The organism is Halobacillus hunanensis (assembly GCF_900166655.1).
GTDB classification, from domain to species: Bacteria; Bacillota; Bacilli; order Bacillales; family Halobacillaceae; genus Halobacillus_A; species Halobacillus_A hunanensis.
Genome location: NZ_FVZB01000006.1, coordinates 1,112,081 through 1,126,710 on the forward strand (window position 1 = coordinate 1,112,081; position 14,630 = coordinate 1,126,710).

The following is a 14,630-nucleotide window of genomic DNA, read 5'->3' on the forward strand; positions in this document are numbered from 1 at the left end:
TTTCACGGATTGTTTTAGTTTTAGATGGTTCAAACTTAAAAAGAATAGAGATCATCCTGATCAGTTATCGTATTTTTCCTTCATTTGGTCGCCCTTTTCATTAATTTTCTCTTTCAATTCATCGCCTTCCGTCTCAACGGTCTCCAGCAATGAATTGAATTTTTCCTCAAAAGAAGCCAGGATCTCCTGACGCTGCTCAATCATACTAATAACTTCTTCACTTACTTGATCGCTGATCTGTTCATTCCCCTCTAAATAATAAACAGCCTCTTTTAAGTTACTTTCTTCGTCATAAGTCAGATTCATAAAATCCGTGCGTTTCCCGTACAGTTCATTCTTTTTATCTGTTTGTTCACCCGAAACCTCATTATAATTGTCGGCATTCCACGAACTCCACTCATTGTAAAGGCGAACACGTTCATCTTCCCATACCTCTTTAAAGTCATCTTCAGATTCAACGGTTTTGAATTCACCGCCGCCTGCTTCCGCCACTTTTAGCAATTGTTCCTGTCCTTTGCTGTCAACGTCAAATCCAATTATATTAACAACTGCCTCAATATTAGAATCATGAAGTTTTTTCGCCGCTTCAACTGGATCCCCGTCACACGTCTCCACACCGTCACTGACAATATAAATAATGTTCTTGCTGCCGCCGTCGGTGTTCTCAAAGTCTTTCTTCGCTTCCGTTATAGATTTCGCAATCGGTGTCCAACCTGTTGGCTCGAATTTATCCAAAGCTTCCTCAAAATCTCCTTTATCATACGGCTTTAAATCATATACTAATTCCGTACTATCACAGGAAATTTCCTTATCACTATCCGCATTGCTTCCTTTATGTCCATACACTCTTAAACCGACATTAGCCTCCTTTGGCATGGAAGCAACAAAATTGTTAATCGCTGCTTTAGCTAGCTCCATTTTGGTTTTTCCGTCAACCTTTTGGGCCATACTGCCGCTTGCATCAAGCAGGATGGCGATATTGGCTGTGCTGTTGACCTTTTCCCCATTATCCAATTTCATTCCACCTGGAGTGTCAGAAACCGCCGTCTCCATATGTGGATTAAATTCTTTGGCAAAATTATAATATTTCTTGTACTGACCTGATTCACTCATCAAACTCAATAAATTCGCATACACTTGGAAGCTGTCCTTATCCTGAAAAGCTGATTCATCCAATGCACGATGCACCACGGCCTCATTGTATGCATTCCCAGCATATTTCCCCGAATCTTGCTCAATAATATCCTCTATCGTCGTGGCTACTGCAAAATCTTTTTCAATACCTTCTTTATCTGAGGCAGCCTGTTCCTCCGTTTTTTCTGATGCCTTGTCTTCTGACTTTTTACCTTTTGTGGATGCCTCTTCATTAGATCCGCAAGCAGCAAGCAGACTGCACAATAAAAATAACAACACCAACCATGATAACTTTTTCACGCAAACTCCCCCTACTTTTCCTAACTTTTTTGTAAAAATTTAAATTGGAAATTTATTCTCCCATCTTATACTACTAAAATGGGGATAAATTACAACTGTGCCCAAGCTTTTTTCTTTTGAGGACAGGGCTAAATTGCTGAATTTCGCTGTTAAGAAGTTAGAGGCTCAAAAAAACGCCTCCCGTTTAGAAGTCCGGGAGGCACATGGCTATTGGTATAATATTTCAATGTAACACTTAGTTCGAAAAAGCAACGGTTTGCTTTCCACCTACAATAGGCAGCACTATTTTACTGCGCTTAGGATCCACTGTTATCTTTGTACCCGCTTCTGGTCGAATTGTATAGTTATGGTCAGAAGCAAGCAGAACCACACCTACTTGATGACCTTCTTTAAAGATATAATCATCGGGCTGCATTCCCCAAGTAAACTTATATTCTTTACCAGGCACAAGAGAGTGGGATTTAGAAATCGAATGGCGATTTTGCGGATCCATCCATCCTCTAGTCACTATTTCAAAGGATCCATCTGGAGCATAATCCACTAACAGTGCTGTTAGATTAGCAGCACGGGCATCAATGCTTGCTCGAATAGAAACCTCGGGAGTTCCGCTAATCCGCAGTGATGAATCAAGCCTCGGTGTTTGGTAAACAAGGCGATTCTCATGCTCACTGTTCGGATTCTCTGCAAGCGTTCTGGCTGTTATAGCAGGATTATCTATGAATGTGGCCGTAGTCTTATTTTTTCCTGACATTGGCTTTGGATCAAGACTGGTTTCCTCCTGCTGGAAGTACAGTGCTACGCCATTTGCATCTTTCGCAGGCCATGACTGATACGTTTTCCAATTTCCATCTTCTCGCTGAATATCAACCATCGGCTCTTCCATAATGTTGTTGTCGATATCATACAACCAATGATCAAACCATTTATTTAGTGAATCCAGCCATTCCTCATTACCAAGGTAATAGGGGTTGGCATGTCCGCTCTGATGAAGCCAAAGTTTACGCTCTACATTATTTTCACCAAGAGCATCCCACCATTGAGAAAGATGCTTCATCTTAACATTCCAGTCATTTAGTCCATGTACAGCAAACACACTAGCTTCAACTTTATTAGCATCTTTTACATAATTCCGTTCATCCCAATACTCATTGTAGTCGCCTGTTTCGCGATCCTGTAACCTTTCTAGTTTCTTCAGTACATCGTTACATTCCTCAGCATTCGCTCGTGTCGTAACTGCCTGGGCCAGTACGTCTGTATCTTCCCCTTGATAACCTCCTGGGGCTACTACAGCGCCATTCGCACGATAATAATCATACCAGCTGCTGATCGCAGCGATCGGAACAATCGTTTCTAAGCCTTCTACACCCGTTGTGGAGACAGCATTCGGCAGAGTTCCATTGTATGAGATCCCGATCATCCCTGTACTTCCTGTTGACCAATCGGCTTTAACCAGATTTCCTTCACTATCATAAGCTTTTGTTCGCCCATTTAACCAATCAATTACAGCTTTTGTTCCAAGTGTTTCGTTTTTGCCGCCCGAGGTTGCACAGCCATTAGAAAGTCCGCTCCCCAAACTTTCAGCCAGGACTACTGCATACCCGCGCGGAACGAAATAATCATCATAATATCCAGGAAAAGAGGGTTGAGCCGGTCCGGCTGCTGTCGCGCTGGCTGCCGCTTGATTTTCAGCAAGGCTTACCTTCCCTTGCTCCCCTTTTCCTTTCTTCGCAGGCTTCCTATGATCGACTGGATTTAAAGGCACATCAACATCATGAAAATTGATCGGATTTAGCCCAGCACGATACGGGCTCATTTCATAAATAACTGGAACTTTTAAACCTTGTTCCGTTTCTTTCGGCCGTATAATATCAGCATGTACCCGATCTAGTTCACCGTCTCCATCACTGTCGACTGAGGTTTCAATAAAAATGGTCTCCCTGATGGCTTCCTTATGAGAATAAACTGGCTGAGTTTTTCCATCCTCCACTTCAATTTGCTGAACATCTGAAGACTCTGATTTTCCATCTTCAGCATCCGCTGGCTGAACAGCAGCCACCGTGGATAACATCAATAATAAAAACGTAGTATATAGGAATGTACTTTTCCTCACACATAATCCCCTCCCTTATAGAATTCCATAACATTTACATTCTATGAAAGTTTAATAAGTTCCTTGTTTTGCTTATAGAAACGTAAAATCAATAGAAAGGATGCAGGAATAATGAACCAGTAAGAAATATACAAACCTAAATTCAGACATCCCACTGCTTGAGAATACAAAATCCAATAAGGATTTTGGAGTGGATAAGCAGACGACAGATGCAAAACAAAAAAGCTGACACTAGATTTCCACTAGCATCAGCTCTTCTACTATATTTATTTTAACTATTCTTTAATTCCTCTGTCATTTCTTCCACTAAATCCGGCCGGCCATGATACTGTGCCGGCGTATTTTGAAAAAGTTCAACTTTCCACTGATGATCTATTTTCACTGCCATAAGTGTTTGGTGTGCATTAAGTTGTGGATCGAGTTCTGTATTACCAGGTGGAACCATTCCTGCAATAGCTCGCAATACAGCACTTTCTCCTCCTAATAGCCGGACATCCTTTACTTTACTCGTAAAAGGCGGTGTCGGATGCTTGGCAAAAATGTCACCAAGGTGCGCGGATATCTCATCGGGTCCTGTCAGCAAGCTCCCATCAAATCCAATTTGCTCCCCTGTTTCCGTATATAGTTCAGTCATTTCCTCCGCATTACGATCGTTCCAAGCATGAATTAACTTTTGATAAAGTTCAATCACTTCTGCTTTTATTTCAGTATTATCCACGATTTGCCTCCTCTTATAAAATCCCAGCTTATTTTAAATGTTACCATATCTGCCTTTAGAGCATCTCTAAATGAACCTTCATCTCACGACCTGTCTAATAACGCAAGGAATTTATATCCATTTCTAAAGACCTCTTCTATATAAATGTCCTCGAAAACAGTAGGTACACGGAATTATTTTCCTTTTTTATAAAGGAATTATACACTCCCTGACAGAAAAAGTATTTTATAAATTACTCTTTGAGGAGGATCTCTATGAAAAACAAAATTATAACAGCTATAATGAGTGCGGTCTTATTAATGTCAGGGACATTTTTGACAGGAACAAGCACAGTCCTAGCTGGGGATAACGGCACCAATGGACCGAACTACGGTGGAAATGAAACGATTAAGAATGAGCGTCTCCACTCCTATAAAGAAATGGTTAATTTCTTAGAAAAATCCGATAAGCGTTCGGAGGCATTAGAACTTGAAGTCTATGGGCAGTCTGTTCAAGGAAGAGATTTATACTTGGCCAATTTCGGTATCGATGAAGACAACCCCACCATATTATTTCTGACCCAGCAGCATGGAAATGAAACACTCACGACAGAAGGCGCCCTTCAAGTCATCAAACACTTAACATCAAATGGAAAACAAGTACAGGAAATCCTCAAAAATGTAAATGTTCTTATCGCTCCCCGGCTAAATGTTGACGGAGCTGAGGGTGATGTCAATTTCTCCTTAGAGGATTATGTTGCCGGTACTCACACCCGTTACAACGCAAATGGTGTTGACCTAAATCGTGATCATGTTGAACGTAATCAGCCTGAAACGAAAGCACTACATCAGAATATTCTACAGACATATAAGCCTGATTATATGATTGACCTGCATCACCAAGGGACTCAAACGACATTAGGGGATACAGGAGAGCTCGTATCCGGATCCATCCTATATCCGACAAACGAAAATGTAGATCCAGAAGTACGGGAACAATCAAAACAGCTAGGTGCAGTCGTGTACAATGCCATTGACTCAAAAGGATATGGTCTTCTGTCTAAATATCCAGGCAGTAACAAACCAACGATCAGCCGTAACGGACTAGCCCTCGAGTATGGAATTTCTACCTTACTGCTGGAGGTACGTGGAATGGCAGACCATTGGTACGAAGATTACGTCCTTGGACAGAAGAGTAACGGGTATCTCATTAAACAGGTGGTAACAGCAATGGAAGCAAGCTTGAAGGCGCTTGCTGACGGCTCGATCCAATCTGCTGATACTTCATTCTGGGAAACCTTACCTGAAAGTAACTACTCTGGTGAATAATTGCTAAAAAGCTTGAAGGAGTTGAAGAATTTGAAGAAAAGAAACCTGCTAACTGTCCTGAGCACGATTGTACTTTCTGCAAGTATTGTCATCCCTGCCTCCGCAGCGGGTAACCATCCTGGAACCCCTGAACAGCAGACCTATAATAGTTCCGGTTTCACGAACTATGCTCAATTAGGAAAAAAACTTAAAAAAATAGAGCGGACCAGTAACGGAAAAGTCGATGTTAGTGTGGCAGGACACTCTAATAGCGGGAGAAATATCTATCAGGCAAGAGTCGGTGATGGTGACCGTGTCATCATGATTGAAAGTGAGATTCACGGAAACGAAAAAACAGGAACAGAAGCTCTATTAAACATTTTGCAACACCTGGGTTCCAGTAATTCTCCTCAGGTGCAGAAAATTCGTGAAGAAATTACTTTAGTCGCTTTGCCGAAGATGAACCCGGACGCCTCTGAGTTGGAGCGAAGAGGGAACGACATGACATGGGCAGAGGTTGTAAAGAATTTTCCTCAGTTGGCCAATTCTGATGGCCCTACGTGGAATTATTACACAGGTACTTTGCAGGGTGATCAATATGCTGATAAACCTGGATTCGACGTCAATCGTGATTTTAACCCCGATCTGGATTATGTACCACAAGCTGATGATATTCCAGGCGCATCAGATGACCCAGGCTGGTTTATCACGCCTGAGGCCCAGACCGTTCGGGATGTTTACAAAGGGTTAAAACAAGAATTTGGCAAGGTAGATGTTTTTGTAGACCTGCATCACCAAGGGCTTTATTACGTCGACGGAACCGATGAACCCGTCACCCTTTCCCTGTCAGGTCAATTTGTTCCCCATCCATCAAGTGAAGAAGGTCAAGAATACGCAGAATATACGGATACTTACAACTATGAATTCTCAAAGCAGCTTAATGTAGCAGCCTATGACGCTCTTCAATCTATGGGAAAATCACCTTTTGATAATATTACTTTATATAGTCAGGGGTTGGATCTTCCAGGTACAGCGTTAGGTTCTTTTGCCTTAAATGGAAGTGGGACAGTGCTTTTTGAAGTTACAGGACAAACCCAAAGCATGGGTCAAAAGAAAAAAGGAATGCTTGTTAAGGCCGTCGAAACGGGCTTAAACGGTATCATAAAAGGTGTTGCTGAAGGAACTGTACAGAACCTTGATGCCGATCGATATTATGAGATTCCAGAAACTTCATATTCGCCAGGCATATAAATTATTAGGAATGGAGAGAGGGTGACCCCTGCAGAAGGGCAACAGAGCCCATCCAATCTCCGATACCAATTCCATGAGCATTTTTATGATATACTAAAATAGTAAATGACTCATTAAGGGGTTATGAGCGTCACTATTCATTTGCTGTGGTGTTGCTTTTGTACAATTCCTGTGCGCGATTCCTGCAGATGATTCCACTAAAATTTCAAGAACTACTAAAAAATTCCCAGAACATGTAATCATAACCCCTTCAGTGTTTTAAATCAGCACTGAGGGGGTTTTTTCTAAGAGCTATTGTGAAAGGCGGATATACGAATGTTTCAAGATGTTACGCTAAATGAATTATCAACGTTAAAGGAAAATGGGGAGATTATCTTAATTGATGTCCGCTCCCCCTCAGAATATAATGATGCCACAATTCCTGGCAGCCTAAATATACCTATATTTAATAACGACGAAAGAGCCGAAGTGGGAACACTTTATAAGCAAGTCAGCACAAATGCTGCAAAGGAACGCGGGCTTGAAATCTTTTCTGCTAAACTACCTGACTTTATTAAGAAATTCAGTAAGATTAGTACAGAGAAAGCTGTATTTTGCTGGCGAGGCGGAATGCGTAGTGAGACTGCGGCAACTGTCCTTGATTTAATGGGAATTCACGTTTATCGATTAAAAGGGGGGATACGCAGTTATCGCCAGTGGGTCGTACAGACCTTAGAACAAATGGAATTCAAACCGCGGACTTATGTTCTTAATGGTTATACAGGATCTGGAAAAACGGCTATTTTGCAACACCTTCAAGAAGATGGCTATCCTGTTCTCGATTTAGAAAAAATGGCTAATCATAGGGGGTCCATTTTTGGCCAAATTGGACTAGAACCTCATAATCAAAGGAAATTTGAGTCGCTGCTTGTTCAAGATTTGCTGCGCTTCCAACAATCACCATATGTACTGCTGGAAGGGGAGAGCAAGCGAATCGGTAAAGCCGTTCTGCCTGACTTTCTATTTGAAAAAAAAGAACAAGGCACACAGCTGTTTATTGATTTACCTTTAAACGAGAGAATACTCAATATATTGGATGATTATCAACCATGGGAACATCAAGAGCAATACATGGAAGCTTTCCGAATTATTAAGAAACGAATCCATACACCGGTTGCTAAAAAAATTGAGAGCAACCTTGAAAACGGTGAGTTTTACTCAGCTGTTCAATTGCTGCTCGAGTATTATTACGACCCTCTCTATGATCATACAGTCGAGAAATATCCGGACAAAATTACGATTCAAGCCAATAACAACACCGAAGCCATTAAAGGTGTTCAAAATCTTGTAAATGAAATACAAGTAGGAATGTAATAGCCCTTGGACAGGTTCCCCATTGGCTGGCGGAGCCTGTCAAACTATTTATATAAAGTGATTTAATGTGTTAAATCCTCGATAATTCCAGCTGACTCTCCTTCTTCACTTTAGAAAACTCCGTAATTAACAGTAACTTCACAATGATTAAATATTTCATTAAAAGTGGTCTGCTAGTTTATTAATAGATTACCTTATAGGGTTATTTTTTAATGAATAAGGGGGCATCTTTAATGACAGGCAATTCTAATATGAACAGACGTGACTTTTTCAAAGTTAGCGGAATGAGCACAGCAGCGTTAGCACTTGGCACATCAGGAATTCTTTCCTTAGGCAGTAAGAGCGTTTCAGCAGCACCCGGGAAGCCAAAAACATTAGGTGGATACGGGCCATTAGTCAAAGACCCCGGCGGTATCCTGGACCTCCCTCAAGGTTTTCAATACCGGATTATTTCAGAGGAAGGCGGTAAGCTTTCGGATGGCCGCCCTATACCGGAAAACTTTGATGGAATGGCTGCTTTCAATGGACCGCACAATTCTACGATTCTCGTTCGCAACCATGAACTAAGCGGCAATCCTAAATACCCAGTCATAGGTAAAAACCCGTACCATAAAGACAATACTGGCGGCACTACAGCTCTAGTTGTTGGGGCTAATCGCAAGGTGAGCAAGGAGTATGTTTCATCTGCAGGGACTATTCGAAATTGCGCTGGCGGGGCTACCCCGTGGGGAACATGGCTGACCTGTGAGGAAACACTTGAAGAAGGACACGGTTATGTGTTCGAAGTCGACCCTCAAGAACCGGAAAATAAAATGTCTAAAACTCCAATCAGAGAGATGGGCGCCTTTTCACACGAGGCGACTGCTATCGATCCTGCCACAGGGATTGTTTATCTGACGGAAGATGGCGGTCCGAGTTACCTTTATCGCTTCCTTCCAAATGATCGCAGTCAAAAAGCTGGTTCCTTGCAAAAAGGCGGTACATTACAGGCTGCTGCTATGGAAGAAATGAGTTCAGATAGCTCAAGTGATTTTTATACGGGACATGCATTCGGAATTGTCTGGAAAGATGTTGATCCAGAAAAGCCTACATATGATGCTGGGCAAAAAGGCTGCATTGCATTCAGCCGTTTGGAAGGGGCTTATTTTGAAGGTGGAGTATTTTGGTTTGATGATACATCTGCAGGGGATAAAAATTTAGGGCGTGTATATCGTTATATCCCTGCTACTAACTCATTGGAACTTTTTTATGAATCAACGGCTGCCAATGATCTAGAAATGCCCGATAACATTTGTATTACTCCATGGGGAGATTTATGGATTTCCGAAGATGGCGGCGGAGTTGACCGGATTATCGGCATTACTCCTGAGGGAGAGTCGTATGTATTTGCTGAAAATAAAATCAACAACTCAGAATTGGCAGGTCCTACATTCTCTACAAGAGGGGACACATTCTTTGTGAATATTCAAAACCCTGGGCTGACTTTTGCAATTTGGGGTCCGTTTGCACGTAAAAATGCCGGACGCAGAAGACAAATGGGGCACGCGGCTCCACCTTCCCAGTATGCACCAAAAGTGTCGGACAAACTTTCTGTATTTGCTGAAGTTCAAGGGTTGACTGATTTAGAAGCTGCAGCCTTCTCGCGTCACGGCATGCCAATTGCGTAAGAAAAGAAAATAAGCACTTTCGTTCAAAACAATACGAGAAGTTAGAAGACTTTGAGAAAGATGTGAGCAGGAATTACCCCCTCACATCTTTTTTTATCCAACTTCCTTTACTTGTTCCGTTTACGTGCTTCTTCAGCATCTTCAAGCTGAGTAGCACCAGGGAAGTCTAAACTTTGATCACGGTCAGATTCTACCCTTTCTGACTTCTTAAGCTTCTTCTCTTGTCGGTCTTTGCCCATTATCTACCCTCCTTTCTTTGTTATTATGAAGAGAAGACAAAGTTTCATACTTCAAGTAATTACACTGTTTCTTTAATGTACATTTGTGGTTAGGGCAGAATAATTGGTCGTTAGGGGAGAATTCCGAGATTTAACTTCAACATGACTATGATAAAATAGTGGAAAATTGAACGAGGAGAGTAGGAAAGATGAAAAAAAAGTTAGACCATATTGGTGTTGCTGTCAGACAGCTTGAGGAAAGCATTGACTTTTATAAAAACATCTTAGGAGCTACTTTGATTGACCGCTATCGCAGCGAAGCACCTGGAGTTGAAAGCGAAATCGCCATAATGGAGATCGACGGAGATCGAACAGAACTATTGTGTCCGACAAACAATACTACCTCTCCAATTGCTCGTTTTATCAAGCAAAAAGGAAAAGGCGTTCACCATGTAGCTTACCAGGTTGATGACCTGGATGAAGCTATTGTGTCGCTGAAAAGGGAAAACCTCCGGGTTATGGAAGATACAAGGAGAACAAACAAACACGGGCGACGTCTGATTTATTTAAATCCGGCAGACACCGAAGGAACGATCATTGAGTTTTGTGACTATCCTAACGAACAGTAAGAACTAGACAGGAGGCCGGAGGCGGGTGATGGCATTATAATTGCTTCCAGCTATGCTTTCGGCTGTCCGAATGTCAACCTTAACCCGTACTTAATGAAGTCGAACTCATTGCTTATACACCGGATCCTGAGCGATACTGCACATGTCCTATGCTTTTCCCCGCTGTTCTAAAAATTTGTGTATCATACGTTATGATGTGATTTTTTCAGAGGTTTCGTTTCCAAACTGACTGTTGTAAAGCTCAGCATAGAAACCGTCTTTCGCTAACAGTTCATCATGTGCTCCTTGCTCGATCACACTGCCTTTATCCATAACGAGAATTGTATCTGCGTCCTTAATCGTGGAAAGTCTGTGAGCAATGATGAAGCTTGTTCTCCCTTCCATTAATTCACTCATGGCCTGCTGAATATGGCTTTCTGTTCTTGTATCCACACTGCTGGTAGCTTCATCTAACACAAGGATTGCAGGGTCCGTAATGATCGCACGAGCAATAGTAAGCAATTGCTTCTGACCTTGTGATATATTGGATGCTTCTTCATTCAGAACCGTATCGTAACCTTCAGGGAGTGTCCGAATAAAGTAATCAGCATGTGCGGCTTCAGCTGCTTGAATAACCTCGCCTTCAGTGGCATTTTCGCGACCGTAGGCTATATTATCTCGTATCGTCCCATTGAAGAGCCACGTATCCTGGAGCACCATGCCAAATAGGCTGCGCAACTCCCCTCGTTTTACATCGCGTATGTCTACACCATCGATTGTAATTTTGCCTTTGTCTATTTCATAAAAACGCATCAATAGATTGATCAGTGTTGTCTTTCCGGCTCCAGTCGGCCCTACAATCGCTACTTTTTGGCCTTGCTCTACGTTTACTGTCATTTCTTTAATCAGCTGGGAATCCTTTTGATAGCCAAAATCAACACTTTGAAAACTAACGGAGCCGTTTGCAGATGGCATCGACTTCACATTCGCCGATACCCATTCTTCCTCATCGTCAAGAATTTCAAAAACACGTTCAGCTGATGCAACCGTTGATTGAATGACATTTGCTATGCTGGAAACTTGAGTAATCGGTTGGGAAAACTGTCTAATATATTGGATAAATGCTTGGATTCCGCCGACTCCGATCACTCCCCTTGTAACTAACAGAGCACCAATTACACAAATGAATACATAAACAATATTATTTACAAATTTTAAAATTGGCTTAATCAGACCGGAAATAAATTGTGCTTTCCAGCCTGTTTGATAAAGGCTCTCGTTCATTTTCTTAAATCGGTCAATAGACTGATCCTCACGACCGAACGCCTTGATCACCTGATGCCCTGAAAACATTTCCTCTACGTGGCCGTTCAATTGTCCAAGGGCTTTTCGCTGGCCTATGAAATAGTTCTGTGAACGTACAGCCACTTTCTTTGTTATGATAAAACTTATCGGTAAGGTTATAAAAACAATCGCAGTCATTAACGGACTAATGGTAAGCATCATCACCGCAACACCAACTAATGTTACGATGGATGTAATGAACTGTGTAAGACTTTTTTGCAGTGTGCTGCTGATATTCTCCAGATCATTAACAGCACGACTTAATAGGTCGCCATGTGTTCGTGAATCAAAATATTGAAGCGGGAGACGGGAGAGTTTTTCGTTTACTTCTTCACGGATGGTATAGACGGTCTTTTGCGCAACGCTCGCCATAATATACTGTTGAATGTAGCTGAATAGGACACTCAAAAGGTATAGCACACCTAAAATAATCAAAGCTGCCTGAATAAACTCAAAGTCAACCCTGGCATTTTGAATGCCGTACCTCTTCATCACCGTGGATTGAAATAAACCCGTTGTAATCATTCCAATGATTTTAGGGCTGAGAATGGCAAAAATTGTGCTGAGGACAGCCGTTACAAGCACGTTCAGCAATGGTACTCTATGAGGTTTCAGGTAGCCGATCAGTCTTTTTAATGTTCCTTTAAAATCTCTGACCTTTTGCTCTTGCTTACCTTTGCGACGGTTTCTTTGCTGTTTTTGACGCTTTTCGCTCATGCCGTTTCCCCCTCTGACAACTGGGATGATACAATCTCCTGGTAGACTTCACAGTTTTCCATTAACTCTCGGTGTGTTCCAACGCCTGCCATTTCTCCGTGATCTAAAACAATAATCTGGTCTGCATCCATAACTGTACTGATCCTTTGAGCAACAATGAATACGGTGGCTTCAGATGTCTCCTGTTGAAGGGATGCACGCAGCTTAGCATCGGTTTTAAAGTCAAGTGCTGAAAAACTATCATCAAATATATAGATATTAGCTTCTCTTATTAGAGCGCGGGCGATGGAAAGGCGCTGTTTCTGTCCACCCGAGACGTTTGCCCCTTTTTGAGCGATAACAGAGTCAAAGCCGTTCTTCGTCTCTAAAATAAAGTCTGATACTAGGGCGTCATCCGCTGCCTTCCTTACCTCTTCATCTGTCGCGTTTTTCTTTCCATAGCGAATATTATCTGCAATAGTTCCCGAGAAAAGAACTGCTTTTTGAGGGACTAAACTGATGTTATTTCTCAAATTACTCTGCAATATGTCACGTGTATCGACACCATCTATCTTGATGCTGCCCCGATCAACATCATAGAATCTTGGGAGCAGGTTAATAAGTGTCGATTTTCCAGCTCCAGTGCCCCCTACAATAGCTGTTACCTGTCCTGGCTTGGCAGAGAATGAAAGGTTTGAAAGGACAGGCTCTTCAGCTCCCGGATAACTGAACGTTACATGATCAAAGTCCACAACTCCCTCTAGCAAGTGTTCATCTTTATCACCAACCGGATCCTTCACATCAGGAACTTTATCGAGTACCTCGTTAATCCTGGCGGCTGAGACCGAGGCGCGGGGAATCATGATGAGCATCATCGATGACATAATTAAGGAAAACATGATTTGCATGGCATACTGAATAAAGGCCATTAATTCACCGACTTGAAGGTTTTCATTACTGATTCGAATACTGCCGAACCATATAATCGCAATGATTGAAAAGTTAAGAACAAACATCATGACCGGTGTTAACGTTGCCATAATCTTGTTAACTTTAATTGCCGTGTTTGCAAAATCTAAGTTTGCTTCTTTAAAACGATTCTGTTCATGATCAGTGCGATTAAAAGAACGAATAACCCTAATGCCGTTCAGCCCTTCCCGAAGTACGAGATTCATTCGATCCAACTTCTTCTGCAATGCTTTAAAAAGCGGGAGTCCTTTTTTGGCCACAACGATAATCGCAGCAACTATGATAGGAATAACCGCGATAATAATCAATGACATAGCCGCGTCTGTAGCAATAGCTATAAGGATTCCCCCAATAAACATCATCGGAGCCATAATCAAGACTTTCAGCATCATTGTCAGCACTTGCTGAACTTGCATAATATCATTGGTCGTCCTAGTAATAAGCGAGGAAGACCCAACATTATCAAATCCTTGCAGCGAGAAATTTTCAATATGTGTAAACATTCTTTCACGAACAACATTTCCAAATCCCATGGACACTTTCGAAGAATAGAATCCTGCCAAGATCGAAACAACCACACCCCCTGCAGCCACCAACAACATGAGGCCGCCTATCTTAACAATATAGGAAATGTTACCATTCACGATCCCTTTATCCACAATATTCGCCATTAAGGCAGGAAGAAAGAGCTGAGATAAGGCTTGAAAAAGTGTTAGCACCAAAATAACTATGATAGGGATGCGATAGGGCTTTAAATATTTGAACAATTTCATCATGTTTCATCACCTCCATCCATCTTGAATCGAGCCAAAATTAATGTGATTTATAGATCCTGTTTTATACGAAAAAAGCCGAGGTGAAGTGATTCACCCCGGAGTGTTAACAAGTCTATACTGCCTTAATATTTCAAGGCATGTATTAAAGTAAGCTATCAAGGTCCAAGTCAACATTGCCAGAATCGTTCACGCTTCCATTA

At 41.9% G+C, this 14,630-nt stretch carries 11 protein-coding genes; 5 read left to right on the plus strand and 6 right to left on the minus strand.

Annotated elements, in window-relative coordinates:
- Positions 1-60: 60 nt before the first annotated feature.
- The 3 genes from B5354_RS11080 to B5354_RS11090 form a co-directional block, all read right to left on the minus strand.
- Positions 61-1,434, minus strand: a complete 1,374-nt coding sequence (locus B5354_RS11080; RefSeq protein WP_079528768.1) for a VWA domain-containing protein — start codon at positions 1,432-1,434, stop codon at positions 61-63.
- 235 nt (positions 1,435-1,669) lie between these two features.
- Positions 1,670-3,544 carry a Xaa-Pro dipeptidyl-peptidase gene (locus B5354_RS11085; RefSeq protein WP_425432114.1) on the minus strand — a complete coding sequence of 625 codons (1,875 nt, stop codon included), beginning with the start codon at positions 3,542-3,544 and terminating at the stop codon, positions 1,670-1,672.
- Positions 3,545-3,815: 271 nt separating this feature from the next.
- Positions 3,816-4,262 (minus strand): SgcJ/EcaC family oxidoreductase, encoded by a 447-nt coding sequence (locus B5354_RS11090; RefSeq protein WP_245804757.1) that lies wholly within the window; start codon positions 4,260-4,262, stop codon positions 3,816-3,818.
- 254 nt (positions 4,263-4,516) lie between these two features.
- On the opposite strand from B5354_RS11090, the gene B5354_RS11095 reads away from it, so the two are divergent.
- From B5354_RS11095 to B5354_RS11110, 4 genes are all read left to right on the plus strand, one after another.
- Entirely contained in the window at positions 4,517-5,569 is a 1,053-nt protein-coding gene (locus B5354_RS11095; RefSeq protein WP_079528771.1) for a M14 family zinc carboxypeptidase, read from the plus strand.
- A gap of 30 nt (positions 5,570-5,599) precedes the next feature.
- Complete coding sequence (locus B5354_RS11100) at positions 5,600-6,799, plus strand: M14 family zinc carboxypeptidase (protein ID WP_079528773.1); 1,200 nt, start codon at positions 5,600-5,602, stop codon at positions 6,797-6,799.
- A gap of 315 nt (positions 6,800-7,114) precedes the next feature.
- Complete coding sequence (mnmH, locus tag B5354_RS11105; RefSeq protein WP_079528776.1) at positions 7,115-8,152, plus strand: tRNA 2-selenouridine(34) synthase MnmH; 1,038 nt, start codon at positions 7,115-7,117, stop codon at positions 8,150-8,152.
- Positions 8,153-8,385: 233 nt separating this feature from the next.
- The gene (locus B5354_RS11110) at positions 8,386-9,819 is read left to right on the plus strand and encodes an alkaline phosphatase PhoX (RefSeq protein WP_079528778.1); all 1,434 of its coding nucleotides are present in this window, start codon (positions 8,386-8,388) and stop codon (positions 9,817-9,819) included.
- Positions 9,820-9,926: 107 nt separating this feature from the next.
- On the opposite strand, the gene B5354_RS11115 is transcribed toward B5354_RS11110, so the two are convergent.
- Entirely contained in the window at positions 9,927-10,058 is a 132-nt protein-coding gene (locus tag B5354_RS11115; protein ID WP_079528780.1) for a YpzI family protein, read from the minus strand.
- Positions 10,059-10,246: 188 nt separating this feature from the next.
- On the opposite strand from B5354_RS11115, the gene B5354_RS11120 reads away from it, so the two are divergent.
- The gene (locus B5354_RS11120; RefSeq protein WP_079528783.1) at positions 10,247-10,666 is read left to right on the plus strand and encodes a VOC family protein; all 420 of its coding nucleotides are present in this window, start codon (positions 10,247-10,249) and stop codon (positions 10,664-10,666) included.
- Between the two features lie 189 nt (positions 10,667-10,855).
- Here B5354_RS11120 and B5354_RS11125 read toward each other — a convergent pair whose 3' ends face one another.
- Both B5354_RS11125 and B5354_RS11130 read right to left on the minus strand, forming a co-directional pair.
- Positions 10,856-12,706: an ABC transporter ATP-binding protein gene (locus B5354_RS11125; protein WP_079528785.1), complete on the minus strand. Its 1,851-nt coding sequence runs from the start codon at positions 12,704-12,706 to the stop codon at positions 10,856-10,858.
- Positions 12,703-14,430, minus strand: a complete 1,728-nt coding sequence (locus B5354_RS11130) for an ABC transporter ATP-binding protein (protein ID WP_079528788.1) — start codon at positions 14,428-14,430, stop codon at positions 12,703-12,705. The genes B5354_RS11125 and B5354_RS11130 overlap by 4 nt, the downstream gene beginning before the upstream one ends.
- Between the last annotated feature and the right edge of the window lie 200 nt (positions 14,431-14,630).

Coding starts and splice junctions, on each gene's coding strand:
- B5354_RS11110 (WP_079528778.1), top strand. CDS start 8,386: ATGACAGGCAATTCTAATATGAACAGACGTGACTTTTTCAAAGTTAGC.
- B5354_RS11120 (WP_079528783.1), top strand. CDS start 10,247: ATGAAAAAAAAGTTAGACCATATTGGTGTTGCTGTCAGACAGCTTGAG.
- B5354_RS11125 (WP_079528785.1), bottom strand. CDS start 12,706: ATGAGCGAAAAGCGTCAAAAACAGCAAAGAAACCGTCGCAAAGGTAAG.
- B5354_RS11095 (WP_079528771.1), top strand. CDS start 4,517: ATGAAAAACAAAATTATAACAGCTATAATGAGTGCGGTCTTATTAATG.
- B5354_RS11130 (WP_079528788.1), bottom strand. CDS start 14,430: ATGATGAAATTGTTCAAATATTTAAAGCCCTATCGCATCCCTATCATA.
- B5354_RS11115 (WP_079528780.1), bottom strand. CDS start 10,058: ATGGGCAAAGACCGACAAGAGAAGAAGCTTAAGAAGTCAGAAAGGGTA.
- mnmH (WP_079528776.1), top strand. CDS start 7,115: ATGTTTCAAGATGTTACGCTAAATGAATTATCAACGTTAAAGGAAAAT.